Origin of the sequence: Labedella endophytica (genome assembly GCF_003990045.1) — a bacterium.
In the GTDB taxonomy this organism is placed as follows: Bacteria; Actinomycetota; Actinomycetes; order Actinomycetales; family Microbacteriaceae; genus Labedella; species Labedella endophytica.
In genome coordinates this window covers 732,907-758,884 of sequence record NZ_RZGZ01000001.1, presented here as the reverse complement: position 1 = coordinate 758,884, position 25,978 = coordinate 732,907, and the positions used below count along the sequence as shown (strand labels likewise).

23 protein-coding genes are annotated in these 25,978 nt (G+C 69.4%); 8 read left to right on the top strand and 15 right to left on the bottom strand.

Annotated elements, in window-relative coordinates; translation table 11 throughout:
• From ELQ94_RS03540 to rpoB, 11 genes are all read right to left on the bottom strand, one after another.
• Positions 1 to 332, bottom strand: a 332-nt coding sequence (locus ELQ94_RS03540) for a hypothetical protein (protein WP_133447504.1), incomplete at its 3' end; no start/stop codon positions are given.
• Positions 333 to 490: 158 nt separating this feature from the next.
• Positions 491 to 1,252: a hypothetical protein gene (locus ELQ94_RS03535; protein WP_424976769.1), complete on the bottom strand. Its 762-nt coding sequence runs from the start codon at positions 1,250 to 1,252 to the stop codon at positions 491 to 493.
• Complete coding sequence (locus ELQ94_RS03530) at positions 1,246 to 2,880, bottom strand: serine/threonine-protein kinase (protein ID WP_127047176.1); 1,635 nt, start codon at positions 2,878 to 2,880, stop codon at positions 1,246 to 1,248. Before ELQ94_RS03530 ends, ELQ94_RS03535 begins: the two co-directional genes overlap by 7 nt.
• On the bottom strand, positions 2,877 to 4,214 hold the full coding sequence (locus tag ELQ94_RS17670) for an FHA domain-containing protein (protein ID WP_127047173.1): 1,338 nt from the start codon (positions 4,212 to 4,214) through the stop codon (positions 2,877 to 2,879). The genes ELQ94_RS03530 and ELQ94_RS17670 overlap by 4 nt, the downstream gene beginning before the upstream one ends.
• Complete coding sequence (locus ELQ94_RS03520; protein WP_127047171.1) at positions 4,211 to 5,041, bottom strand: PP2C family protein-serine/threonine phosphatase; 831 nt, start codon at positions 5,039 to 5,041, stop codon at positions 4,211 to 4,213. Before ELQ94_RS03520 ends, ELQ94_RS17670 begins: the two co-directional genes overlap by 4 nt.
• A 165-nt stretch (positions 5,042 to 5,206) precedes the next feature.
• Positions 5,207 to 6,304, bottom strand: coding sequence for a hypothetical protein (locus ELQ94_RS17240; RefSeq protein ID WP_166404641.1), 1,098 nt, complete (start codon positions 6,302 to 6,304; stop codon positions 5,207 to 5,209).
• Between the two features lie 210 nt (positions 6,305 to 6,514).
• Positions 6,515 to 7,246: a hypothetical protein gene (locus ELQ94_RS03510; protein WP_127047167.1), complete on the bottom strand. Its 732-nt coding sequence runs from the start codon at positions 7,244 to 7,246 to the stop codon at positions 6,515 to 6,517.
• An 89-nt stretch (positions 7,247 to 7,335) separates the two neighbouring features.
• Positions 7,336 to 8,037, bottom strand: coding sequence for a hypothetical protein (locus ELQ94_RS03505; RefSeq protein ID WP_127047165.1), 702 nt, complete (start codon positions 8,035 to 8,037; stop codon positions 7,336 to 7,338).
• Positions 8,034 to 8,819: a hypothetical protein gene (locus ELQ94_RS03500; RefSeq protein WP_127047163.1), complete on the bottom strand. Its 786-nt coding sequence runs from the start codon at positions 8,817 to 8,819 to the stop codon at positions 8,034 to 8,036. The genes ELQ94_RS03505 and ELQ94_RS03500 overlap by 4 nt, the downstream gene beginning before the upstream one ends.
• A gap of 284 nt (positions 8,820 to 9,103) precedes the next feature.
• Complete coding sequence (gene rpoC / locus ELQ94_RS03495) at positions 9,104 to 12,985, bottom strand: DNA-directed RNA polymerase subunit beta' (protein WP_127047161.1); 3,882 nt, start codon at positions 12,983 to 12,985, stop codon at positions 9,104 to 9,106.
• A 57-nt stretch (positions 12,986 to 13,042) separates the two neighbouring features.
• The gene (gene rpoB, locus ELQ94_RS03490) at positions 13,043 to 16,534 is read right to left on the bottom strand and encodes a DNA-directed RNA polymerase subunit beta (RefSeq protein ID WP_127047159.1); all 3,492 of its coding nucleotides are present in this window, start codon (positions 16,532 to 16,534) and stop codon (positions 13,043 to 13,045) included.
• Between the two features lie 306 nt (positions 16,535 to 16,840).
• On the opposite strand from rpoB, the gene ELQ94_RS03485 reads away from it, so the two are divergent.
• From ELQ94_RS03485 to ELQ94_RS03465, 5 genes are all read left to right on the top strand, one after another.
• Complete coding sequence (locus tag ELQ94_RS03485) at positions 16,841 to 17,701, top strand: spermidine synthase (RefSeq protein WP_127047157.1); 861 nt, start codon at positions 16,841 to 16,843, stop codon at positions 17,699 to 17,701.
• A gap of 141 nt (positions 17,702 to 17,842) precedes the next feature.
• Positions 17,843 to 18,367, top strand: a complete 525-nt coding sequence (locus ELQ94_RS03480) for a tetratricopeptide repeat protein (RefSeq protein ID WP_127047155.1) — start codon at positions 17,843 to 17,845, stop codon at positions 18,365 to 18,367.
• A gap of 66 nt (positions 18,368 to 18,433) precedes the next feature.
• Positions 18,434 to 18,931, top strand: a complete 498-nt coding sequence (locus tag ELQ94_RS03475; RefSeq protein WP_127047153.1) for a SprT-like domain-containing protein — start codon at positions 18,434 to 18,436, stop codon at positions 18,929 to 18,931.
• Positions 18,928 to 19,461: a DUF1697 domain-containing protein gene (locus ELQ94_RS03470; RefSeq protein ID WP_127047151.1), complete on the top strand. Its 534-nt coding sequence runs from the start codon at positions 18,928 to 18,930 to the stop codon at positions 19,459 to 19,461. Before ELQ94_RS03475 ends, ELQ94_RS03470 begins: the two co-directional genes overlap by 4 nt.
• Before the next feature lie 59 nt (positions 19,462 to 19,520).
• On the top strand, positions 19,521 to 20,186 hold the full coding sequence (locus tag ELQ94_RS03465) for a CGNR zinc finger domain-containing protein (RefSeq protein WP_127047149.1): 666 nt from the start codon (positions 19,521 to 19,523) through the stop codon (positions 20,184 to 20,186).
• Here the strand turns inward: ELQ94_RS03465 and ELQ94_RS03460 are convergent.
• From ELQ94_RS03460 to ELQ94_RS03445, 4 genes are read right to left on the bottom strand one after another with little or no spacing between them, the layout of a single operon-like run.
• On the bottom strand, positions 20,147 to 20,440 hold the full coding sequence (locus ELQ94_RS03460) for a DUF427 domain-containing protein (RefSeq protein WP_127047147.1): 294 nt from the start codon (positions 20,438 to 20,440) through the stop codon (positions 20,147 to 20,149). The two genes, ELQ94_RS03465 and ELQ94_RS03460, sit on opposite strands and share 40 nt — an antisense overlap.
• A 49-nt stretch (positions 20,441 to 20,489) precedes the next feature.
• A complete protein-coding gene (locus ELQ94_RS03455; RefSeq protein ID WP_424976767.1) occupies positions 20,490 to 21,041 on the bottom strand; it encodes a hypothetical protein in 552 nt (183 codons plus the stop codon).
• Positions 21,038 to 21,496 carry an EVE domain-containing protein gene (locus tag ELQ94_RS03450; RefSeq protein WP_127047143.1) on the bottom strand — a complete coding sequence of 153 codons (459 nt, stop codon included), beginning with the start codon at positions 21,494 to 21,496 and terminating at the stop codon, positions 21,038 to 21,040. The genes ELQ94_RS03455 and ELQ94_RS03450 overlap by 4 nt, the downstream gene beginning before the upstream one ends.
• 9 nt (positions 21,497 to 21,505) lie before the next feature.
• Positions 21,506 to 22,681 carry a DUF998 domain-containing protein gene (locus ELQ94_RS03445; protein ID WP_127047141.1) on the bottom strand — a complete coding sequence of 392 codons (1,176 nt, stop codon included), beginning with the start codon at positions 22,679 to 22,681 and terminating at the stop codon, positions 21,506 to 21,508.
• A gap of 103 nt (positions 22,682 to 22,784) precedes the next feature.
• Here ELQ94_RS03445 and ELQ94_RS03440 point away from each other — a divergent pair, with 103 nt between their 5' ends.
• From ELQ94_RS03440 to ELQ94_RS03430, 3 genes are all read left to right on the top strand, one after another.
• A complete protein-coding gene (locus tag ELQ94_RS03440; RefSeq protein WP_127047139.1) occupies positions 22,785 to 23,294 on the top strand; it encodes a hypothetical protein in 510 nt (169 codons plus the stop codon).
• 330 nt (positions 23,295 to 23,624) lie between these two features.
• Complete coding sequence (locus ELQ94_RS03435) at positions 23,625 to 25,235, top strand: DEAD/DEAH box helicase (protein ID WP_208007511.1); 1,611 nt, start codon at positions 23,625 to 23,627, stop codon at positions 25,233 to 25,235.
• 184 nt (positions 25,236 to 25,419) lie between these two features.
• Positions 25,420 to 25,914 (top strand): GNAT family N-acetyltransferase, encoded by a 495-nt coding sequence (locus ELQ94_RS03430; protein ID WP_127047135.1) that lies wholly within the window; start codon positions 25,420 to 25,422, stop codon positions 25,912 to 25,914.
• Positions 25,915 to 25,978 lie beyond the last annotated feature (64 nt).

Genomic DNA, 25,978 nt, shown 5'->3' with positions numbered 1-25,978 from the left:
TGCTGCACGAGCGTCGTGAACGACGGATCGATCATCTCGATCGTCGACCCCGTGAGGTCGTGCAGAACGACCGTGTCACCGTCCTGGAGGATGTCGATCTCGTTCGACACCGTCTGCACCGCCGCGTCGAGCTCCTCGATCTGCCGGTTCAACCGGCCGGCCAGGAGTTCGGACCCGTTGGTGACCCAGACGTCCTTGGCATCGAGGGTCACGTCCGTGACGGGGAACCCGTCGTGCAGGATCGCGAACGACACGGGGATCGCGACGAGAACGGACACGGCGACGACCGACGCGGTGACCTTCCGGCCGCGCAACCACGTCGCGATACCCATCCGTCCCATCCCCTCGCCGCACTCACCGCACGTCCCGTGGAGCCGTGCGGCGCGTGGTCGCGACCTCCGAGCGGCCCCCGACGACGCTAACACCTCCGCCGTCCGGGTCTCGAACCGCACGAGACCCCGGCGACCCCCAGTTCAGGCGTGACGGGCGCTCAGGAGGGTTCGATCGAACCGGTCGTCTCCGCCTCGTCGTCGGTCTCTGCGGCGGCCGCCTCGACCTCGGCGGCGTTGCGCTCGAGGAGGATCAGGTCGTCCGCGTCCACGAGCCGCGTCGAGACGGCGTACTCCACGAGTCGCGCTCGCCGATTGGTGGCGAGTTTGCCCCGCCCGCCCCGGAGCCCCTGGACCCCGTGCCGGTCGAGCTTGTCGCACACGTTGTCGAGCTTGCGGTTGAACGCTGTCTGGGTCCACCCGAGTCGCGCGGCGACGTCGGCCGACGCGGGGATCTCGCCCCGACCAGGCGAGTTCTGCCGCAGGATGTCCTCGGCGAGCGCCACGACGAGCAGACGCTGGCTCGTCGTCAGGTGGATGGGACCGACGGTCGTCTCCCCCGTCGACGCGGACGTCAGTTGCGACGTGGCGAAGTAGTCGGAGTGGGAGTGGATGGCGAAGTCGTAGGTCGTCGACCCGGCGCTGAAGAGCACGTTGAGCGTCGGGAACACGAGAGGGAGGCGGGCGTTGGGGGCGAGCCACGCCTGCACTTGGCCCGACTCGTCCGACACCGTCGCGGAGAGCAGCGTGCCGACGTTCGCGAGCCACCACAGGCCGTTCTCCCGCGACACGGCGAGGAACCGACGGTGCAGGAATGGGTTCTCGTCGATCACGAGATCGGCGTCCCGGCCGATGTAGAACGGCTCGTCGTCGGCGACGTCGTACCACTCGCCACAGAATTCGATGCGGGGGTTCGTCACGATGTGCACATCTCCAGGGGTTCGGGTGATTGACGACCGGAGCGCACGATCCAGACCGAGACGCACACCTCGTCGCCCGGACTGATGCCGTCGATCGTCGCGGACGCCTCGCTCGACGGCGTCTTGTCGCCGGCGACACCGTCCGTGCGCTGCCAGATGTAGCGGTCGCCCTCGTCGGCGTCCGGATTGGTCCAGGTGAAGGTGACGCTCGTGCCGCCGTCGCCGATCGCGATGTCGCCCTCCTCGGGTGCGGGCACGCCCTCGACCTGCAATGGATCGTCTCCCTCGGGGCTCGGCGTCGCGACGACCTGGGTCTCGTCGCCGCCGAGAAGGATGCCCGCCGTGACCCCTCCTCCGACGAGCAGGACGACGACGACGATGATCGTGGCCGGGATCCAGCGCCGGCGGGCGCGCACGGTCGAGCGTCGGGCACCCTGTACGGTCGCCTCGTCGACGGAGGTCGCCGGCGTTGCCGGTGCAGGGATCGACGGCGTCCGAATGCCGCGCACGATCGTCGCGCCGTCGTCGCCGGCGGCCGGAGCGGACGGGGGACGATCTCCCGAGGCCGGCGGCACCGTCGGCGTCGCGGACGGCGCCGACGACGATCCCTGCGCGTCGACGGTGCGGATGTCTCGGAGGCGCGTGGCGTCCGGATCCCCGGCCTCCGGCCGGCCGGCCGCCGGCACCGCGAGGTTCGGGACGTCGATCGTGGTCGGGCTGAAGGAGAGTTCCATCTCCACGCGCTGCAGCGCACGAGCGAACTCGAGGACCGAGTCGAATCGGCTCTCCTTGTCGACCGCCATCCCGCGCGCGAGGACGAGCAGGAGCGAACGCGGCACGTCGGGACGGACGTTCTCGAGGGGCGTCATGGATCCGCGCTCGATCCGTCCGATGAGGTCGATCATGCCGTTGGGCTTCCCCCTCACCTCGAAGGGGGTGTGCCCGGCGAGCAGCGTGTAGATCGTCGCGGAGAGGGAGAACACGTCGCTGCGCACGTCGGTCTGGGGATGATCGGCGAACATCTCCGGAGGGGACCACGGGATGGACATCCCGATGGTCGGGCTCGTCCCCCCGTCGGCCTCCCCCGTGGGCGCGGGCGCGCCGGCGGCCGCGAGGCCGGCGTGTGCGTGGTCGGGTTCGAGCGCCGCCGAGATGCCGAAGTCGGTGAGCGCCGGCCACCCGTAGGCGTTCGTGAGCACGTTCGCCGGCTTGATGTCGCGGTGCAGGATCCCGGCCTCGTGCGCCGTCGCGACCGCGCTCGAGAGGCGCACGCCCGTGCGCAGGGCGTCGGCCACTGTGAAACGGTGATCCTTGTACTGCTCGGCGAGGCTCGGGCCGGCGCAGTACTCCATGACGAAGTAGGGGCGACCGTCGGCCGCGACGGCGGCTCCGTAGATCGTGACGATGTACGGGTGCGCGGAGAGCTGGGCCATGAGATTGGCCTCGCCGACGAAAGCGGATCGCGCCTGGTCGTCGACGGTCTCGGCCGCGAGCACCTTCACGGCGACCTCGCGTCGCGGGAGCTCCTGCTCGTAGAGGTAGACGTCGCTGAAGCCGCCCGATCCGAGCGGGCGGACGAACGTCAGACCGGGGATGTCGGGTTGGGAGGTCGGGGCTCGACGCACGGTCACGACTCCTGGACACGCACGGTCACGCCGCCGCCGAGATCGATGAGGGTGCCGCCGATCACGGGGGTGGGCTCGCCGCCGCGCAGTTTCTCCGGCGCCCGACCCGGGATGACGACGAGCGTGCCGTTGGAGGAGTGCAGATCGGTCACGACGACCGTGCCACCCTCGACCGCGACCCTCACGTGGTTGCGGGAGATGTCGTCCCCTGTGAGCGTCACGAGGTGGGGAAGGGCCGACGCCGGCACCCCGGCGACGCTCGGAGCCCGTCCGAGCAGCACGGGGGCGTCGAGCGGCTGACGGACTCCCGACGGGAGCACGAGCTCGTATCGCTGGACCGAGAACGAGGGTGGCGGTGCGGTCGACGCGAGGTGACCGGACTGCCGAGCCGCCCGGAGGTCCTCGGCCAGCACCGTGAGTCCGTCGTGGTCTCCCAGGGTGTCGACGGGCGCGGAGGGGTCCGGGGCCGGGGTCTCGGCAGCACGCTCCGCGGCCCGGGCCGCGAGCACCGCGCGCGAGGGGCATGCGATCGTGTGACCCTCGATCGGATCGTCGTCGAGGTCGCCGTCGTCACGGGCGGGGTCGTCATCGGCGGGGTCGACGGTGTCGAGGGTCGCCGGAGCAATCGCTGGGTCCGTCGGCGACGAGACGGGCGGCGCGGGCGGAACCGGCGGGGTCGGTGGGGCGGGCGGAGCCGGGGGCGTTGACACCGGAGCCGCGGCCTCCGGAGCCGTGACCGGCGCCGAATCCGCGGCGTGACGAGCGGGGGCCGGGGGCGCGGGGGCGCCGGAGGGCGCCGGGGTCTCAGCAGGCGCCGGGGCCTCGGACTCCGCCGCCGGTCCGACCTCGGACGCCGCGTCGAGGGACCCGTCGCTCGCCGCGACGCGCGACGCCCAGACGGCACCGCCGTCGAGCACCAGGTCGACGACGGCCGCGCCCGGATCGCCGAGGTCGAAGACGACCTCGGTTGCGGCGTCGACGTGACGCTCGGTCCAGCTCGCGAACCCGCCGGCCTCGACGACGACCTCGCCGTCCGGCGTCGAGACCATCGCCCGGCCCTCGCCCCGCGCGACCACGCCGACGCCGTCGGCGGCGAGGCGCCCGGGCAACCAGAACGCGAGGACGAAGGACGGCGTGTTGGTGAGCCCCGACGACGTGAGCGCGTCGAGGAGGCCCTGGACGCTCGACCCCGCCCGCGTGAGCGCGACGAGCGGCTCGATGCGCTCGCTCGCGACGTCGAGTCGCACCGCGAGCAAGCAGCCGGAGGAGGCGACGACGAGCCACTCGGGCGTGAGCGTGGGGCGGTAGCGGAAGTGAGGCACGGTGGTCTCCGGTGTCATGTTCTCGGGAGTGTCTCTTCGAGCACGCCCAGGGAGCGCACGTCGTGGTAGCCCGCGCGTTCGGGTCCGGTCTCGGTGCTCGTGGCATCGACGACGACGACCGTGACGTTGTCCCGAGAGCCCTGACGGATCGCGCGGTCCACGAGAGCCGCGGCCGCCGTGCTCACGTCGGCGTCGAGTTCGGCCAGGATCTCCTCGTCGGAGACATCACGCGTGAGCCCGTCCGAGCAGATCACGAAGGTCTGGCGACCCGTCACCGGGATGAGCCAGACGTCGGGATCCGCCTCGTCCTCCACGCCGACGGCACGCGTGACGACGTTGCGGTCCGGGTGGGTCGCGGCCTGCAGCCGTGTGATCGATCCGTCGTCGAGCAGCTCCTGGACGGCCGAGTGGTCGACGGTGACCTGCCGGAGTCCCCACTCGTCGCGCAGGTAGACCCGGGAGTCCCCGATGTTGAAGGCCATCCAGTGCAGGTCGATCTGCGTCGAGAGGCTGACGAGGGCGACGCCCGCGATCGTGGTGCCGGCGACACCGCCGCGCGCGCTCCACGCGCGCACGGCGGCGTTCGCGGCGGTGATGGCCGTGAAGATCGCGTCGGGCGCTGTCGGCCTGCCGGGACGCACGCTCAAGGCGAGCTGCTCGACCATGGCGCTGCTCGCGAGGTCGCCGCGGTGGTGTCCTCCGAGGCCGTCGGCCACCGCGAACACCGGCGCGGAGGTGAAGAGACTGTCCTCGTTGACGGCCCGGACTGGTCCCGTCTCACTGCGGCCGAACGCGGATATCGCGATCTCCGAGCGCTCGTCCTCGATCACGATGCGATCCGTCACGCTGCGGGTCCTTCCGTCGGTCACCAGTGCCCTCTATCCGTCGGCGCTCAGACTGCGCGGCGCGACATCGCGGAGTCCGTCGCGGACCCTCTCCGCCACGCTACTGGACGGTGCCGCGGGTCGCGATGGGGACGCCTGCCCACTCCGAGCGGCGGATGCTGGAGGTCAGGATCGCGCGGTCGGACCGGCTTCGAGGATCCGCTCGTACTCCGCGCGCGCCTCCGCATTCCGGACGCGGACGGCGCGACCGCGCTTACCCACCCAGACGCCGAACCAGATCGGTACCTCGCGGGCGACGATGAAGGCGAGCAGCGCCGGAGCGTCGAGCACGTGATCGAGGAGGAATCCGGGTACCTGCGACGGCGCGACCTCGAAGGCGTTGGCCGCGAGGATGCCGGCGAGATATCCGGCGTAGGTCAGGACACCGACCAGGAAGCCTCCGATGACGTAGCCCCACCACGACGCGCGCGTGAGGATGACGACGAGGAGCGCCCAGGCGAGGAAGAAGACGATGACCGGGACGAAGAACGCCGCGCTCGTGAGCGTCTCGAGCAGGACGGACGTGGTCGCGGATCCGGCATCGGGCACCGCGAACGGCATGACGACGAACACGAGCACGAGGAGGTAGAGAGCGGCGAAGACGGCCGTCGCGAGGAGTCCGATGACGATACCGAAACCGCGGTTCCCCTTGGCCTTCGGGGGTGTCGGGGCCTGCACGTACACCGGTCGGTGCGCGCCGTCGTCGTCGCGATCGGCCGTGGTCGACGCGGCGGTCGGGCCGGCCGCAGCCGCTGCCGTCTCGGTCGTGGTCGTCGCGGAGGTCGGCGTCGGGTCCGCGAGCGGCCGGTCCTCGAGGGCTTGTGGCGGGTACGGGTGGTGGTCGTCGGCGGGCGACGGCTTCGTGAGAGGCGGCTCGTCGTCTCGGGGGGTCTCGTCCTCGGGATCCTGGGCTGACCCGTAGTCCACGACGATCTCGTCGCCTGACCCCGTGGTCGCCGGAGCGGGCTCGGCGTCGGTCGCCCCGATCGGATAGGGCTCGCGATCCTCGGCGGGGTACCCGTCGGTCACGGGTGCGGCGGCGGCGGCCGGAACGGGCCCGTCGTGCGCGCCGCCCTCGGTCGAGGCATGGTCGTTCGTGGCGTGGTCGTTCACGGCACCGTCGTGCCCGGCACCGTCGTAGACGTCGTCCGTCGAGGCGGGCTGTACGGGCTCGGCGGGAACGCCCTGCGCCTCGTACGTCGAGGTCTCGTCGCCTCGCGACACCGTGTGGTCTCCCGAAGCCTCGTGGTCCCGCGACACCTCGTGATCTCGCGAAGCCTCGTGATCTGGCGTGTTCGACGTCATGGCGAAAAGCTCCCGTTCTGCAGCGAGCAGGTCGTCTGCTCGGGGGACACTCTAACCCGCACCGCGACCCGCGTCCGGGTGGCACGCGGGCGTCGAGCGAGGTGGCGGAACGGGAGGGCGGGTGGGCGTCTACTCCGTGGGCCAGAGGGACGCGATGACGTCCTGCGTGTAGCCGTCCGGGGCGAAGTTGACCCAGTGGGTCGCGACCCAGACGCCGCCGCGCACGAAGTGCGACTCACCCATGCGGTACGTGCCGAGCTCGTCGGTGACGATGTCGCTCTGGATGCACCGCGTCCCCTCCGACTCCTCGTAGCAGTCGAAGCCGAGGACGCCGAGCCGCTCGAGCACCGCGGTCGACGCCTCCGGAGACACCTGCGTGATGTTCGTGTTCAGTCCGTACTCGCCGGCGGACCCCCAGCTGCACTTGAACGTGGTGTTCTCGGCGATGACGGCCATGAGATCGTCGTCCGTCGTGCCCAGGCTGTCGTCGACGGAACCGTCGTTGAGGGGCAGCCCCGTCGCCTCGAGCGATGCGAGCATCTCGGGCGAGTAGATCTGCCCGCACTCCGTCGGGCGGGGCGCGGCGATCGCGGCAGCCGGCGTCTCCGCCGGGACGGGTCGCGATCCGTCCGAGACGGCTGCTCCCGTATCGGGCCGCGTGGGGTCCGGCATCCCCGCCCCGTCCATGTGGGTGAGCAGCGCGAAGACCGTCCCCGCGAGGAGCGCGAGCACGGCGACGATCGCGATCGCCGATCCGATCCAGAGGGCGCCCCGACGGGGAGCGGTGTCTCCGGCGTCACCCTCGGCAGCCGGGGAACCCGACGGTGCGCGGTGCTCTCCGTCGACGTCGATGGGCGTCATGGGTCCTCCAGGTGGGCTCGTCGTATCCGATGCTACCCGCGGACGGCGCGGAACACCGGCGGTCCGGTCGCGACGCCCTGCGCCTGTCGTCAGTATCCGTCTACGGGCGAGCCCGCGAGGACCCCCGCGAGGAACCCGCCCCGCGGGACCAGGTCGACGACGTGCACCGACGCGACGATCCACAGGTCCCCCGCGAGCACATGGACCTCGTCGTGGAGGTACGCTCCGACGAGATCCCCGTCGTCCGCGCTTCCCGAGTGCACGATGCAGACGAGCCCGAACCCCATCTGCACGCACGGGGCCTCGCTCGCGTAGATCGCATCGCGGATGTCGACCTTCTGCTCGGGGTCGACGGTGCGGATGGCGGCGGACGCGGCCCCGTACGCGGGGCCCCCCGACTCGTTCACGAAGTCGCACCGGAGGGAGCCGTCGGCGGCCATGGCGGCCTCCATCTCCTGGTCGACCATCGGGATCGTCGCAGCCTCCGAGACCTGTTCGAACCGCCCGCCCTCGAGGTAGAAGGACAACTCCTCGTCATCGAGCCACTCGGCGCAGCCGGCCGGGAGGACGGTGGCGGGATCCGGGTTCGGAGTGGGGGTGGCACTCGGCGACGGCGCGGCCGAGGTGGTCGTCGGGATCTCCGACGGCGAGGCCGTCGATCCGAGACCGCCGGCCCACGCGAAGGTCGCGAACGATGTGACGAGCGCGAGGACGACTCCCGCGGCGAGGATCGCGATCACCGCGACGCGGGTCCGACGGCCGCCGGCCGACCCTCCGGATGCGGCGGTCACGACGCCACCGCCAGGTGCTCGGCGATACCCGGCAGGAGGTCGGCGTCCCACGGCCTGTCCGCGACGTCGTTGCCCACATCGTCCGTGGCGTCCCAGACGGTGTGCACGACGGCGATCCAGAGCCCGTCGCGGAAGAGGTGCTGCTCGATGACCGTCGAGGGACCGTCGGCGGCGTACTCGAACTCGCACAGCACGCCGTCGAGCGCGTCGGAGCAGCTGCCCAGCGCGGCCTCGTTGGTCGTCATCGACTCGGAGGCCGCCGTGCTCAGCGGTGTCACGAACACCTGGATCGCGGCGTACCCGGGCTCCTCGAGAACCCACCGGCACTCGAGCCGATCCGACAGCTGCATCGCGTAGTGGAGCAGCGGATCGACGAATCCCATGAACACGGACTCGCTCGTCTCCCCCGGCGCGTGCTCCTGAGCGAGGTCGAAGTCCCCGAGCACCTCCTCCGCGACGGCCGGGGACACGACGTCGGAGCACGACTCCACCGGAGGCGCGTTCGTGGGAGTGGGGGTGTCCGTCGGCGCCGGAGCGGCTTCGACCGGAGCGGCTTCGACCGGAGCGGGCGACGAGGAGGACGGAACCGGCCCCGGGTCCGTGGCGCTCGCGGTGGCCCCGCCGAGAGCCGCTCCCCCGACCGCGCCGCCCGTGATGAGTGCGAGCATCGCGACCAGGGCGAGGACGACCGGCCAGACCGGACGCCGCGCCGGGTCGGGCGCGACCGGAGACGGATCCTCGGGAGCCGGAGGCTCGGGGGCGAGGGGATCTCGCGTCGTCATCGAGCGGCCTTCCCGGCACCGCCCTCGTCCACGGCGCCGCACATGCGGTCGTCGAGCCCCGGTCGGCTGCTGCCCGTCCCCCCGGAATGATCACACCCTATGACGCGCGGAGCTCCCTCCGAACACCGTCCGCATAACGGTCTCGTGACAGGCGTCCCCAGAGCAGGGGTGATGCGGACCAGTCGGGTGGAGTGGGATCCGACGGACGAGAACGTCGGCGGAACGCCGAAGGGCCCCGGCGGTCGCCGGGGCCCTTCGGTGGAACGCTGTCGCGCGATCGGTTCCTAGCTGTAGGTACCGGGCGTGAAGTCGTCGCTCGAGAAGCTGTCGAAGTCGACGAACGAGAGGTCCGCCTCGCTGAACGCTCCGTCATCCGCGAAGATGCGGTTCGGGTAGCGCTCGGCCTTCGCCTCCTCCGTCGCCTCGACGGCGACGTTGCGGTAGCGCTGGAGACCAGTGCCCGCGGGGATGAGCTTTCCGATGATGACGTTCTCCTTGAGGCCGACGAGCGGGTCGCGCTTGCCTTCCATGGCGGCCTGCGTGAGCACACGCGTGGTCTCCTGGAACGACGCAGCGGACAACCACGACTCGGTCGCGAGGGACGCCTTGGTGATACCCATGACCTCCTGGCGAGCCGATGCCGTCTTCTTGCCCTCGGTGAGCGTCTGCCGGTTGAGGTTGTTGTACTTCGACCGGTCGACGAGCTCACCAGGGAGCAGGTCGGTGTCACCGTGGTCCACGACCGTCACCTTGCGGAGCATCTGACGGACGATGACCTCGATGTGCTTGTCGTGGATGGGGACACCCTGCGAGCGGTAGACGCCCTGGACGCCGCCGACGAGGTGCTTCTGGACCTCGCGGACGCCCTGCACGCGCAGGACCTCCTTGGGGTCCACGGCACCGACGTGGATCTTCTGCCCGAGCTCGACGTGCTCGCCGTCCTCCACGAGGAGGGTCGCACGCTTCAGCACCGGGTAGACGACCGGCTCGTCGCCGTTGTCCGGGGCCAGGATCACCTTGCGGCTCTTGTCCGTCTCCTCGATCGTGATGCGTCCGGCCGCCTCGGCGATCGGGGTCGCACCCTTCGGGGTACGGGCTTCGAACAGCTCCTGCACGCGGGGAAGACCCTGCGTGATGTCGTCGGCCGACGCTGAACCACCCGTGTGGAAGGTACGCATCGTGAGCTGGGTTCCCGGCTCACCGATCGACTGGGCCGCGATGATGCCGACGGCCTCGCCGATGTCGACGAGCTTGCCGGTGGCGAGCGAGCGGCCGTAGCAGGCAGCGCACACACCGACGGCGGACTCGCACGTGAGGACCGAGCGCACCTTGATGGACTCGACACCCGCCGCGACGAGCTTGTCGATCAGGACGTCTCCGACGTCCGAACCGGCCTCGGCGATGACCGTGCCCTGGGCGTCGACGGCGTCGGCCGCGAGCGAACGGGCGAACACGGAGTTCTCCACGTTGGCGTCGCGGACGAGCGTGCCCTGAGCGTCGAACGCCGCGATCGGCAGCTCGAGACCCTTCGAGGTCCCGCAGTCGTCCTCACGGATGATGACGTCCTGCGACACGTCGACGAGTCGACGCGTGAGGTACCCCGAGTCGGCCGTACGGAGGGCCGTGTCGGCCAGACCCTTACGGGCACCGTGCGTCGCGATGAAGTACTCGGCCACCGACAGTCCCTCGCGGTACGAGGAGATGATCGGACGAGGGATGATGTCACCCTTCGGGTTGGACACGAGTCCACGCATACCGGCGATGTTCCGGATCTGCAGCCAGTTACCACGAGCGCCGGAGGACACCATGCGGTTGATGGTGTTGTCGACGGGGAAGTTGTCCCGCATCGCCTTCTGCACGTCGTCGGTCGCCTGCGTCCAGATCTTGATGAGCTCCGCACGACGCTCGAGGTCGGTCGTGAGACCCTTCTCGAACTGCGACTGGACCTTCGCCGCCTGCTTCTCGTAGCCGGCCACGATCTCCCGCTTGTTCGGCGGGGTCAGGATGTCCGACAGGGCGACGGTCACACCGGAGCGCGTGGCCCAGTGGAAACCGGCGTCCTTGATGCGGTCGAGCGTCGCCGCGACCTCCACCTTGGGGTAGCGCTCGGCGAGGTCGTTGACGATCGACGAGAGCTGGCCCTTGTCCGCGACGGCGTCGATGAACGGGTAGTCCACCGGGAGCGTCTCGTTGAAGAGCGCGCGACCGAGCGTGGTGGTGTGCAGGTACGGCTTGCCCTGCTCGAAGCCCTCGGGGGTCTCTCCCTCACGGAAGTAGAGGCCCTCGAGACGGATGCGCACCTCGGCGTTCAGGTGGAGCGAACCCTGGTCCTTCGCGAGGATCGCCTCGGCGATGCTCGAGAACGCACGGCCCTCGCCCACGGCACCCGGGGTGACGGTGGTGAGGTGGTGCAGACCGATGATCATGTCCTGCGAGGGCAGGGTCACCGGACGGCCGTCGGACGGCTTCAGGATGTTGTTCGACGCGAGCATCAGGATGCGCGCCTCGGCCTGGGCCTCGACGGACAACGGGAGGTGGACGGCCATCTGGTCACCGTCGAAGTCCGCGTTGAACGCGGCGCAGACGAGCGGGTGGAGCTGGATGGCCTTGCCCTCGACCAGCTGGGGCTCGAAGGCCTGGATGCCGAGACGGTGCAGCGTGGGCGCACGGTTGAGCAGCACGGGGCGCTCGCGGATGATCTCCTCGAGCACGTCCCACACCTCGCCGCGCGAGCGCTCGACCATACGCTTGGCCGCCTTGATGTTCTGAGCGTGGCTCAGGTCGATCAGGCGCTTGATGACGAACGGCTTGAACAGCTCGAGCGCCATCTGCTTGGGCAGACCGCACTGGTGGAGCTTGAGCTGCGGGCCGACGACGATGACCGAACGGCCCGAGTAGTCGACGCGCTTTCCGAGCAGGTTCTGACGGAAACGCCCCTGCTTGCCCTTGAGCATGTCGGACAGCGACTTGAGCGCGCGGTTGCCGGTTCCGGTGACGGGGCGACCGCGGCGGCCGTTGTCGAACAGCGCGTCGACGGCCTCCTGCAGCATGCGCTTCTCGTTGTTGACGATGATCTCGGGAGCCCCGAGGTCGAGCAGACGACGGAGACGGTTGTTCCGGTTGATCACACGACGGTAGAGGTCGTTGAGGTCGGACGTGGCGAAGCGGCCTCCGTCGAGCTGCACCATCGGGCGCAGCTCCGGCGGGATCACGGGGACCACGTCGAGCACCATCGCGGCCGGCGAGTTGCCGGTCTGCACGAAGGAGTTCACGACACGCAGACGCTTGATCGCACGGATCTTCTTCTGACCCTTGCCCTCGGCGATCTGCAGGTGCAGCAGCTCGGCCTCGGCCTTCAGGTCGAAGGCCTCGAGGCGCTTCTTGATGGACTCGGCGCCCATGAAGGCCTCGAAGTACAGGCCGAAACGGTCCTGCAGCTCGTGGAACACGGCGTCCTCGGGCTTGAGGTCACCGACCTTGAGGGTGCGGAAGTCCTCCCAGACGCGCTCGAGGTGGGCGATCTGCTCGTCGAGAGACTTGCGGATCTGCCCCATCTCCTTCTCGGCGGCGTCCTTCGTCTTGCGCTTCTGGTCGGCCTTGGCGCCTTCCTCCTCGAGAGCCGCGAGGTCGTCCTCGAGCTTCTTGAGACGGTCGGCGATGCGGGCGTCGCGCTGGTCGCCGAGGGTCTTGATCTCGAGCCGGAGCTCGTTCTCGAGACCCGGCATGTCCTGGTGACGTGCCTCATCGTCGACGCTGATGACCATGTAAGCGGCGAAGTAGATGACCTTCTCGAGGTCCTTCGGCGCCATGTCGAGTAGGTAGCCGAGACGGCTGGGCACACCCTTGAAGTACCAGATGTGCGTGACCGGTGCGGCGAGCTCGATGTGGCCCATGCGCTCACGACGGACGGAGGACTTCGTGACCTCCACGCCGCAGCGCTCGCAGACGATGCCCTTGAACCGGACGCGCTTGTACTTGCCGCACGCGCACTCCCAGTCACGGGACGGCCCGAAGATCTGCTCTCCGAAGAGGCCGTCCTTCTCGGGCTTCAGCGTGCGGTAGTTGATGGTCTCCGGCTTCTTGACCTCGCCGTGCGACCAACGACGGATGTCGTCGGCGGTGGCGAGTCCGATGCGGAGTTCGTCAAATGTTGTTACGTCGAGCAATTCTTATCTCCTACGGTGAATCTTCTCGAAGTCCTACAGAGCGTTCCGTGGCCGGGATCAGATCTCGTCGATCGACGAGGATTCGAACCGGGAGGAAATGTTGATGCCGAGCTCTTCCGCCGCGCGGAACGCGTCGTCGTCGGTGTCGCGGAGGCTGACAGCCGTACCGTCTGCCGAGAGGACCTCGACGTTCAGGCACAGCGACTGCATCTCCTTCATCAGGACCTTGAAGCTCTCGGGGATCCCGGGCTCCTGGATGTTCTCGCCCTTGACGATGGCCTCGTAGACCTTCACGCGGCCGAGGATGTCGTCGGACTTGATCGTCAGGAGCTCCTGGAGCGCGTATGCGGCGCCGTAGGCCTCGAGGGCCCACACCTCCATCTCACCGAACCGCTGGCCACCGAACTGCGCCTTACCACCGAGCGGCTGCTGGGTGATCATCGAGTACGGTCCCGTGGAACGGGCGTGGATCTTGTCGTCCACGAGGTGGTGGAGCTTCAGGATGTACATGTAGCCGACCGAGACGGGAGCCGGGAACGGCTCGCCGGAGCGACCGTCGAACAGCGGCGTCTTGCCCGAGGACCCGATGAGGCGGTCACCGTCGCGCGTGACGTTCGTCGAGTCGAGGAGACCAGCGATCTCCTCCTCCGACGCGCCGTCGAACACGGGGGTCGCGACCTTGGTCCCGGGAGCGGCCTCGCGAGCCACCTCCGGCAGGTTCTTCGCCCAGTCCGGGTTGCCCTCGATCTTCCAGCCCTGCTGAGCGATCCAGCCGAGGTGGAGCTCGAGGACCTGACCGAAGTTCATTCGACCGGGGATACCGAGCGGGTTGAGGATGATGTCGACCGGCGTGCCGTCCTCGAGGAACGGCATGTCCTCGACGGGCAGGATCTTCGCGATGACGCCCTTGTTGCCGTGACGGCCGGCGAGCTTGTCACCCTCGGTGATCTTGCGCTTCTGGGCGATGTAGACGACCACGCGACGGTTGACGCCCGAGCCCAGCTCGTCGTCGCCGTCCTCCGCGTTGAACTCCTTCACCGCGATGATCGTGCCGGACTCGCCGTGGGGCACCTTGAGGGACGTGTCGCGCACCTCGCGGCTCTTCTCGTTGAAGATCGCGCGGAGCAGGCGCTCCTCGGCGGACAGTTCGGTCTCACCCTTCGGCGTGACCTTGCCCACGAGGATGTCGCCCGGACGGACCTCGGCGCCGATGCGGATGATGCCGCGCTCGTCGAGATCCTTGAGCAGCTCGGGGCTGACGTTCGGGAGATCACGGGTGATCTCCTCCTTGCCGAGCTTCGTGTCGCGCGAGTCGACCTCGTACTCCTCGATGTGGATCGACGAGAGCACGTCGTCCTTCACGAGGTTCTGGCTGAGGATGATCGCGTCCTCGAAGTTGTGACCCTCCCACGTCATGAACGCGACGAGGAGGTTCTTGCCGAGCGCGAGCTCGCCGTTCTCCGTGGCCGGTCCGTCGGCGATGACCTCGCCGACCTCGACGCGGTCGCCCGCGTTGACGATGACGCGGTGGTTGTAGCTCGTGCCCTGGTTGGAGCGGTCGAACTTGCGCAGGTAGTAGGTCTGCGTTCCACCCTCGTCGAGCTGGATGGTGACGACGTCGGCCGAGACCTCGGCGACGACTCCGGCCTTCTGAGCCGTGAGCACGTCACCGGCGTCGATGGCCGCGTAGCCCTCCATACCGGTACCGACGAGCGGCGAGTCGCTGCGGAGCAGCGGGACGGCCTGACGCTGCATGTTCGCACCCATGAGGGCGCGGTTCGCATCGTCGTGCTCGAGGAACGGGATGAGCGACGTACCGACCGACACCATCTGGCGCGGCGAGACGTCCATGTAGCCGATGTCCTCGGCCGGCACGAGGTCGACCTCTCCACCGGTCTTACGGGCGAGGACGCGGTCCTCGGTGAACTGACCGTCGGCCTTGAGGGGCGCGTTGGCCTGGGCGACGATGAAGTCGGCCTCCTCCATGGCGGTGAGGTAGTCGATGTCGTCCGAGACCTTGCCGTTGACGACGCGACGGTACGGGGTCTCGATGAACCCGAACGCGTTGATGCGAGCGAACGACGCGAGCGAGCCGATCAGGCCGATGTTCGGGCCTTCCGGGGTCTCGATCGGGCACATACGGCCGTAGTGCGACGGGTGCACGTCTCGGACCTCGACGCCGGCACGCTCACGCGAGAGACCGCCCGGCCCGAGGGCCGAGAGGCGACGCTTGTGCGTGAGACCCGCGAGCGGGTTGTTCTGGTCCATGAACTGCGACAGCTGGGAGGTTCCGAAGAACTCCTTGATCGCGGCGACGACCGGACGCACGTTGATGAGCGTCTGGGGCGTGATCGCCTCGATGTCCTGCGTCGTCATGCGCTCGCGGACGACGCGCTCCATCCGGCTGAGGCCCGTGCGGACCTGGTTCTGGATGAGCTCGCCGACGGCACGGATGCGACGGTTGCCGAAGTTGTCGATGTCGTCCGTGTCGAGACGGATCTCGGCGGGCTTGCCGCTGCGGAGGCCGTTGAACGTGGACTCCTCGGCGTGCAGGCGGACGAGGTACTTGATGGTCGCGACGATGTCGTCGACCGTGAGCACCGAGTCGCTGAGGGGAGCGTCGAGACCGAGCTTCTTGTTGATCTTGTAGCGACCGACCTTCGCGAGGTCGTAGCGCTTCGAGTTGAAGTAGAAGTTGTCGAGCAGCGCGCGGGCGGCCTCGGCGGCGACCTGCTCGCCCGGACGGAGCTTGCGGTAGATGTCGCGGAGCGCGTCTTCCTTCGAGAGGATCGCGTCCTTCTCGAGGGTGAGCTCGATGGACTCGTAGCCCTTGAACTCCTCGAGGATCTGCTCGCTCGTGAGGCCGAGGGCCTTGAGGAACACCGTGACCGACTGCTTGCGCTTGCGGTCGATGCGGACGCCGACCTGGTCGCGCTTGTCGATCTCGAACTCGAGCCATGCTCCACGGCTCGGGATGACGCGAGCGGAGTAGATGTCCTTGTCGGAGGTCTTCTCCTGCTGGCGCTCAAAGTACACGCCCGGGCTGCGGACGAGCTGCGACACGACGACACGCTCGGTGCCGTTGATGATGAACGTGCCCTTTTCGGTCATGAGCGGGAAGTCGCCCATGAAGACCGTCTGGGTCTTGATCTCACCGGTCTGGTGGTTCATGAACTCGGCCTCGACGTACAGGGGGGCCGCGTAGGTCTTACCGCGCTCCTTGCACTCCTCGATCGAGTACTTCTCGGGCTCGAGGTAGGGGTTCGCGAACGACAGCTGCATCGTCTCGCCGAGGTCCTCGATGGGCGAGATCTCCTCGAAGATCTCGTCGAGTCCGCTCTTCGAGGGCAGGTCCTTCCGGCCCTCGGCCGATGCTTCGGCCACCCGGGTCTTCCAGGCCTCGCTGCCGACGAGCCAGTCGAAGCTCTCGGTCTGCAACGCGAGCAGATCGGGAACGGTCAGCGTGTCGGTGATCTTGGCGAACGACAGCCGGGAAGCCCCGCGGCCGTTCTTGAGTGTGGTGGGAGTTGCGTTGCGCGCAGCAGCCAAGGAAATAACCTCCGTGGACCCCGTCAGGTCGTGTCACTGTCAGTTGATGAGGGAAGTCTCGCCGGACGTACAGAAAGGTGCACATCGAAACCGTGGAAACGGGATCATCGTGCACACGGGCCGACCGCAATATGAAGGCAGAGTGAAACGTCTGGGAGCGCAAAGGTCAATCATATGCAGAAGTTATCCCCGTGTCTACTTCTCGGCTTGACCTTTTCGCTGCGACTCCTGTATAAACGCCTCCCGCACCGTCGCATTCCCCGCCTCCGTCACGGCATCACCGTGGATCGGCGGTAGTTTCGGGGCATGGACAATCCGCACGTACGGCTCGAGGGAAGCGGCTTCCAGGCGGTGATCGAGCCCGATCGATTCGTCCCGGGCAGCTTCCAGCTCGTCGTCGACGGCACCCCGCAGTCGCACGTGAACCTCGAGGACCCGGCGGACCTCAGCTTCGAGTACGTGCGGCGCATCGGCCACGTCGTGGATCTCGTCGCCGAGCCCGGCGCACCGATCACGGCCGTGCATCTCGGCGCCGGGGCCCTCACGCTCCCCCGCTACGTCGAGGCCACGCGTCCGGGCAGCCGCCAGCAGGTGGTCGAGATCGAGCGGGGACTCGTCGACTTCGTGCGCGAGCACCTGCCTCTGCCCAAGCGCGCGTCCATCCGGGTCCGGTACGGAGACGCCCGCGAGGTCGTCGGACGCCTGCCCTCCGCCCTCCACGGCGCGTGCGACCTCGTCATCGTCGACATCTTCCAGGGGGCCCGCACCCCGGCGCACGTGACGAGCGTCGAGTTCTACCGTGAGGTCTCGCGACTGCTCGCGCCGGACGGCCTCCTCGCGGTGAACGTGGCCGACGGCCCAGGGCTCGCCTTCGCGCGCAGCCAGGTGTCGACGCTCTCGGCCGCGCTCGACCACGTCGCCGTCATCGCCGAGGCGCAGATCCTCAAGGGCCGCCGCTTCGGCAATCTCGTCCTCGTCGGCTCTCCGTCCGAGCTCCCCTTCGACTTCCTGCCCCGTCTGCTCGCGGGCGGACCGCACCCGGCGAAGGCCGTCTCGGGACGCGAGCTGCGCGAGTTCGCGTCCGGCGCACCCGTGGCGACGGACGCGACCGCGACCGGCTCCCCTCCCCCGTCGAAGTCGATCTTCCAGGTCAAGCCCGGGCGCTGAGCCGCCTTCCTCACGCCCACGCCGCCCCATCCCGCACGAGGTGGAGAAAGTCGGGAGGGCTCCGACGGATTCGGCCGGGGAATCGCCGACAGGCGGGAGACGGTGCGGAGCACGCTCCGATCGCCGCCTATCGTTGGCTCGGTGACGAACAGCATCATCCTCGGTTACGACGCGGCGACCCTCCGCGAGAAGGTCGACCTCAAGGCCGTCGGAGAACGACTGGCCGAACTCGGCGACCTCCGCAGCCTCACGGCCCTGTGCGAGAAGGCGTGGCTGCTGAAGGTCGCCGGCCAGCTCGACGAGGCCCTCGACGTCGCCAACGAGGCCGTGCGGCTGGCCCGCTTCACGGGCGACCGCAAGGAGCTCGTCCGACCGCGCCTGCTGCGCGCCCAGGTCCTCCAGTTCCGCGGGGCGTTCGACGACGCCGTGCACGAGCTCAACGCGTGCGTCGACGAGGCCCACATCCACGAGTGGACCCTCTACGAGGCGTTCAGCCTGCAGCACCGGGGCAAGGTGTACTTCGACATGGGCCGGTTCGACGAGGCCCTCGCCGACTTCCGCTCGGCCGCCGACCTGCGCCGCGAGCTCGGGGCGCCCGACGAGCAGATCGAGTCGTCGCTCATCGCGATCGCCGTGACGGAGTCGTACCTGGCCGACCGCGTCTGATCCGCTCGTCCCCGGGTGGCGGCACGGCTGCACCCCGATGTCGGTGGCCCGTTATAACGTGAGTCCATGGCAGATCTCGCTCGAGTGAAGGTCTGGGCCGACGCGCTCATCACCCTCCACCTCGATCCCGCCGTGTGGTCGTTCGGCTTCGACAACGCGAAGAAGCGTGCCGGTCTGTGCAACTACACGGACCACCGCATCACGGTTTCCCGCTACCTCGCCGCGCGCTACGAGGACGACGAGGTGCATCAGATCCTCCTCCACGAGGTCGCTCACGCCCTCGCCGGGGCCGCCGTCGGACACGGCCGCGAGTGGAAGCGCATCGCGGAGGAACTCGGCTACGAGGGCGCACGGCTCCATTCGGGGCGCACGGCCGACGAGCTCGCACCGTGGGTCGGCACCTGCCCGAGCGGACACACCGTGTACCGCCACCGCCGCCCCAGTCGCCGCAGCTCGTGCGCGGTCTGCTCCCGCAGCTTCGACGTGCGCTTCGAGATCGCGTGGCACCGCCGTGAGATCAGCGCGGCCATGCGCCGCAGCGCCGCAGCCTCCCCACCGTTGTGAGCACGACCGACCGGCACGTCGCCCTCTTGCGCGGTGTCAACGTCGGCGGGGTCACCGTGCGATCGGCCCCGCTCGCCGCCGTGTTCGAGGGGCTCGGCTTCGGATCGGTGCGCACCGTGCTCGCGAGCGGCAACGTCGTCTTCGACGGCGGGGACACACCGGAGAGCGACCTCAAAGCCGCCGTCGAGAAGGCGCTCGCCGACGCGTTCGGCTACGACGCGTGGATCGTCCTCACGCGGCAGAGCAGGGTCCGGGCGATCGTCGGCGCGTTCCCGTTCGCCGAGGTCGACGACCGCCAGCCGTACGTGCTCTTCGGATCGGACGCCGGTGTCCTCGACGAGCTCGCCGACTTCGCCGAGCTCGACACCGCTCCGGGCGTCGAGAGGGTCTCACGCGGAGACGGCGTGCTCTACTGGGACCTCCCACGCGGCTCGAGCACCGACACGGCCTTCGCGAAACGCACCGCTCGCTCGCGCTACCGCTCCACGACGACCACGCGGAACCTCCGTACCCTCCGCAAGCTGCTCTGACGGCGACCGGGCGAGACGCCGCGCCGCTCCGTCCCACGGGGACCGACTACCGTGGTCTCGTGAGAGTCACGTCGAGAGTCGATGCCCACACCGGCCAGTGGTTCGAGTCGAGCGACGGCGTGAAGTGGTGGTTCGACAGCGGCTCGCTCGCCCTCGACTTCGCCTACACGGGCGGTCTCGGCGCGGCCGACGGTCGGATCGACGAGCCCTGGGAATTCCTGCACTCGACCGCCGACCTCGACGACTGGTTGGCTGGACGCCTGCCCGCGTCTCCATCATCGGACCGCGACATCGCCGACGCGCACGCCCTGCGCGGCGCGATCACGCGGCTCGCGCTGTCCCGGTCACGGGACCTGCCCCTCGCCGGGACGGACATCGACCTCGTGAACCTCTACGGCGCGACACCCGACGTCCCGCCGCGACTCGACGGCGGCTCGCGACAGGCCGGTCGGACCGAGCCCCGCGCGGCCCAGGCGCTCTCGACCATCGCGCGCGACGCCATCGCCCTCTTCGACACCTCGGCGAGCGGGCGGATCCGCGCGTGCGACGGCGACGGGTGCTCCCTCATCTACCTCGACACGTCGCGCGGCGGCACGAGACGCTGGTGCTCGATGCAGCGCTGCGGGAACCGTCACAAGGTGCGGGCGCACCGGGAACGGCACGCCCGCACCGCGACGGGCCCGGGTCAGGCCGAGACGGTCACGCGGGGATCGAACGCGACGTAGCCCGCGAAGTCCTTCCCGACTCGTTCGGCCGCACCCTCATAGGGCTCCGGGTAGGACCACGCGATGTCGTTCGCACCGCCCGTGAGCGAGTAGTACTGGCACACGCCCTTCCACGGGCAGGTGTACGGGGTGGGGCTCTCCTCGAGGCTCGCCCAATCGACGGACGCCGGCGGGAAGTACCAGTTGCCCTCGATGCGGACGAGGTCGTCCTCCTCCGCGGTCGCGATCACACGGTCTCCGAGCACTGCCTTCATGGGGTCTCCTCTGCGGACGGTTCAGCCGGAATCCCCGGCCACTCCGACGCTACGCCGCAGGTGCCCTGAGCACCACCGGGTCCACGTCCGCGTCGAGGACCGCCCGCTCCCGCACGGCCTCGACGGTCATCGATCCGTCAGCGACGAGCTGCTGACCGAGGACCGACGCCGTGAGGAGGTGCCCGACGGCGCCCGTGAGCCCGCTGAACGCGGCGCAAGCGACGGCCGCCTCCGGTGAGGTGAAGTCGATGCCGAGCGTCGCGAGGGAATCGACGACGGCTCCAGCCACGAGCACGTCGGCCGACCCGAACACCCCGTCGCCCGACGACGAGACGATCGAGATCGAGATCCGACGTCCCGAGGCGACCTGATGATCGAGGATCCAGCGGGCCGTGGCGGCGCGCGAGCGGAGGTCGGCAGCGAGGACGACGCCCGCCGACGGAACGGTGTCGAGGTCGATCGGGCTGGCGCCGAGGGCGTCGACCCACACGATCACGTCGGCATCGCCGATACGTGCCAGACCGCCGGAGCCGACGTCGAAGCGGACCTGGTACCGGGCCTGGCCGGATGGGGGGAAGGCGGGGTTCGTCACCCGAGTCATCGTAGAGGAGACCGCGGGTAGCGCTCTCCCGGCTGGACACGCATGGCCTGCTCGACGACCTCGAAGTCGTGCCGACTGAGCTCGAGGAAACCGGGACGCAGCTGCAGACCCCAGTCGTACGAGTGCCGCGTGAGCTCGAGCACGTGGAGGAGGGGCCGGATGGGCGCATCAGCGACGTCGAGGCGGAAGTCGACCCGTCGCCGCCACGGCCGCCATCCCGAATCCCCGCCGTCGACGCGGTAGACGTCGTCGTCGGCCACCCGGCCGACGGCCGTGAACGAGCGCACGGGATTCCCGTCGGGGACATCGCGGGCGGAGTAGAAGGCGACCCCGTCGGACTCGCGCATGCCCTCGAGTCCCTCGCGTCGACCGTAGTTCAGCTGCGCGACGCCGAGTTGCACTGCACGCCGCACATGATCACGGTGCGCCACCGCCAACCAGTACCGGATCGCCACGGGCCGACCCTACGCGGCGGCGGGCTCCTCGGAGCGGAGCACCGCCGCGAGGAACCTCACGAAGACCGCGATCCATCCGAACAGGATGATGTAGGCGACGAGTTCGAAGGCCGTGAGGTTGAAGTACTTGAGGAGGAAGTGCAGGTATCCGGCCGCGAGGAGGACGACGAAGAAGCCCGCGGTCACGACGAAGAACTGCCACGGCATCCCGCGCAGGGCGATCGGGACGGACAGGAGCAGGAGGGCGAACACGATGCTCGCTCCGGACGAGAAGACGTTGTGGACGACGACGCTCACGTTGATGGGCACCGCTCCGATCCCCGCGAGCGCGAGGCCGAGCATCACGAAGAGGGTCGAGACGACCTTCGCGGCCCACCGGTGCCGGAGCCGCCCGCGGTCGTGCAGGAGGCGGAGGTCGCGCGCCACGTAGAGGGCGAACGTCGTGACGAGGATCCCCGCGACGATGAGCGTGACGTTGAAGAGGCTGCTGCCCCGGTCGCCGAACGTCCCGAGGTGGCTGAAGTGGTAGCGCCACCAGTGGGGATCGGTGGAGATCGCCATGCTCGCGAAGGTGCCGATCGTCATGAAGACGACGAGCAGCTGAGACATCGTGACCGTCGTGAGCTTCGAGACGGAGAGGGAGACCGCGTAGGTCGCGAGCCCCGTCGCCACCCCGACGGCGATGAGGGCCGCGTAGCCGTCGACGAGCAGACCGCGGAAGCCGTTCTGCAGGATGGAGAAGGCCCCGAACGTGACCATCGCGGCGATCGCGACGTGCACGACGGCCACGGCCGCCGTGTCGACGACGAACTTCCAGACCGGCAGCCCGAGCCGCCACCGCTGGTCCGGCTGGGTCCGGGACCGCCAGTACCCCACGACGCTCGCGACGAGGCACGTCACGACGACGGTGCTCACCGCCGCGGCTCCCACCGACCACCCGCCCCAGATCGGAGTGAGGCTGCCGACGAAGGAGACGCCTCCGAAGATCGCACCGAGGACACCGGCGATGATCCCGGCGATCGCCGCTTCCGTCTCGATCCGGACCGGCGAACCGGATCGCGACGCCGCCGTCACGGGCGCCCACTCGTAGACCTCGGCGGCCGGGGCGGACGGCGGCACGACGGCGCCGGCCGTCGCCGTGGCCCCCGCCTCGGTCCGGCCTGGCGCGGTCTGCTCGGTCGTCATCACCCAAGTCTAAGAACCCCGAGCGCACGCGTCGCCCCGTGCGCGGTGCGGCGCGCTGTCAAGGGCAGACACGGCGCGCTCCGTCTTCGACATCATGGAAGACATGAGGATTCAGCTCAAGACCGTGCTCGACTGCGAACCCGATGTCGCGTGGCGTGCGCTCCGCTCCCCCGCCGCTCTGCGCGAGATCTACGCGCCGCTCATGGTGATGGAGCCGGAGACCGAGCTCCCGACGATGTGGAACGCCACCACGGCGACGGTCGGGCTGTCGCTCGCCGGCCTCGTCCCGACCGGTCGCCAGCGCATCGACATCTCCTTCGACGACCGACGCGCCGACGGCGTCCGCATCCTCGTGGACGACGGGAAGCCGCTCACGGGACCTCTCGCGCTCCTCGGGAGCTGGCGGCATCGGATGGCCGTCGCACCCGCGCCGCACGGCGCCGGGAAGACCCTTTACCGCGACCGTCTCGACATCGGGGGGGCGGCAGCTCCCGCGTTCTGGCTCCCGCTCTGGACCGTGTGGCAGTGGCGCGCGTCGCGGCTCGCCGACCTCGCTCCGACCTGGGCGTACGACCCCGAGATCCAGGCGGTCGACGACGATCCTGCGGCCTGATCCGCCGATCGTTCTCCGCGTTCCGAGGGTTCGTCCGCTAGACTTACCCCAACGGCGAACCCATCGACGGGTTCCCTGCGTCGTCTGAACGCTCTTCACATCTCTCACCCGCACGTCCTTTCCTCTCATTCAGGGGATAGACGCGGGGAGCGATCCCCCGGGATCGCGCGGGATCTCTGTTGAACCGTGCGCCGTGGTGACAAACCACCACACCGCACCGTTCCAAACGGCGAACGATCGTGCCACGAGGCACCTTCGCCACCTCCCGCACCAGCTCCCTCCTTCATGGGCGGAGCCGCGCCGTGCGGGCAACTGCCCCGAAAGGCACTTGTGTCCGACATCACATTCAGCACGCTCGGCGTGCCGGCTCCCCTTCTCTCCGTCCTCGCGGCGGATGGCAAGACCGAGCCGTTCCCCATCCAGGCCGACACCCTCCCCGACACGCTCGCGGGTCGCGACGTCCTCGGCCGCGGCAAGACGGGCTCAGGCAAGACCATCGCCTTCGCCATCCCCCTGGTCGCGCGCCTCGGCGGTTCACTCTCCGGCGGCAAGCGTTGTCCGGGCCGCCCGCTCGCCCTCATCCTCGCTCCCACGCGCGAGCTCGCGACGCAGATCGACGCCGTGGTGGCGCCGCTCGCCGCCGCCTACAACCTCACGACCACGACGATCTTCGGCGGTGTCAGCCAGGCCCGCCAGGTGTCAGCCCTCAAGAGCGGCGTCGACATCATCGTGGCGTGCCCCGGTCGCCTCGAGGACCTCATGAAGCAGGGCTTCGTCTCGCTCGACGCGATCGAGATCACCGTCATCGACGAGGCCGACCACATGGCCGACCTCGGCTTCCTCCCGGTCGTCACGCGCATCCTCGAGAAGACCCCGTCGAACGGTCAGCGCCTGCTCTTCTCCGCGACGCTCGACAACGGCGTGGACAAGCTCGTCCGCCGCTTCCTGCACGACGAGGTCCTGCACTCCGTCGACGAGGCCAACTCGCCCGTCGCCGCGATGACCCACCACGTGTTCGAGGTGGAGACCGCCGAGGCCAAGAAGGAGCTCGTCGAGAAGCTCGCGTCGGGCACCGGTCGTCGCATCCTCTTCCTCCGCACGAAGCACCACGCGAAGAAGCTCGCGAAGCAGCTCACCGCATCGGGCATCCCCGCGGTCGACCTGCACGGCAACCTGTCGCAGCCGCAGCGTGACCGCAACCTCAAGGCCTTCGGTGAAGGCACCGTGCGCGTGCTCGTCGCGACCGACGTCGCCGCGCGCGGCGTCCACGTCGACGACGTCGAGCTCGTCGTGCACGTCGACCCGCCCATGGAGCACAAGGCGTACCTGCACCGTTCGGGCCGCACGGCTCGCGCCGGCAGCGAGGGCGACGTCGTCACGGTCTCCCTCCCCGCGCAGCGCTCGGACCTCTCGTCCCTGCTGCGGAAGGCGAAGATCTCGGTCAAGCCGACCGTCGTCACCGCGGAGTCCCGCGAGGTCACCGCGCTCGTCGGCGACGTCGCGGCCTTCGTCAAGCCCGCTCCGGAGGAGCGCCGTCCTCAGGGCGGCGGGACCTCCCAGGGTGCGAACGCCCGTCGCAAGCGCGCCACGCGCGAGGGCGACGGCGGCGGTCGCGGCCAGGGCGGCCGTGACGGCCAGCGCAACCAGGACGGCCGCTCGCGTGGCCAGAACGGCGCGTCCGAGGGTGGTCGCGGCCAGGGCGGCGCACGCCGTGGCGGTCGCGACGAGTCCTCCGGGCAGCGGCCGGCACGCGACGCCGCTCCCCGCACCGCGGGCGGGCGCTCCGGCGGCCAGTCCGGCGGAGCGTCGTCTGGCGGTCGCCGCGGCGGCGCCTCGACCGGCGCCAAGGCCCCCCTGCGCGTCGGTAGCCTCGTCGGCGGTCGCTCGGGCGGCTCCGGCGGCACGAGCCGGGGCAACGGCCCCCGTCGCGCCCAGGGCTGAGACAGCCCACGGCTGACACAGCCCACGGCTGAGACAGCCCAGGGCTGAGACAGCCCGGGGCTGAAACGCCCACTCCACGCATCAGAAGACCGCGCGGGTACTCGGATTATCGAGTACCCGCGCGGTCTTTTGATCGGGAGGGGAGCGATTTGGGGAGGCCGTCGCGCGCGAGTAGGGTCGGCCCATGGAGACTCAATCCGCGATCGTGAGGCCCGTCAGGGACGTCGACGCCGAAGCCCTCGGTCGCGTCCACGCCACCTGCTGGCACGAGACGTACGACCACCTCGTCAGCGAGGCGACCCTCGCCAACCTGTCACCGCGCCGGATGGCGGAGCTCTGGACGCACTGGATCAACCAGGGTGAGGACTTCGTGCAGTACGCCGCTCTCGTGGACGGGGAGATCGTCGGCTTCGCCGGCGCCGGCCCGTCCCGCGACGAGGACGCTCCCCGTCCCCGGGAGCTCTACTTCATCTATCTGCTGCACGCCTACCACGGGACCGGTATCGGTCAGCAGCTCTTCGACGCGGCGTGCGGTAGCGAGCCGGTGTCCCTCTGGGTCGCGGAGGACAACCCCCGCGCCCACGGCTTCTACCGCCGCAACGGCTTCATCCCCGACGGGGCATCCCAGGACGAGCCCTTCCTCGGCGAGACGATCCATGAGGTCCGCCTCGTCCGCTGACCCCCTCCTCCCCCCACCTCCTCCACGGAAGTACCAAAAAACCTCGTATGTGCTCGAAAATTCG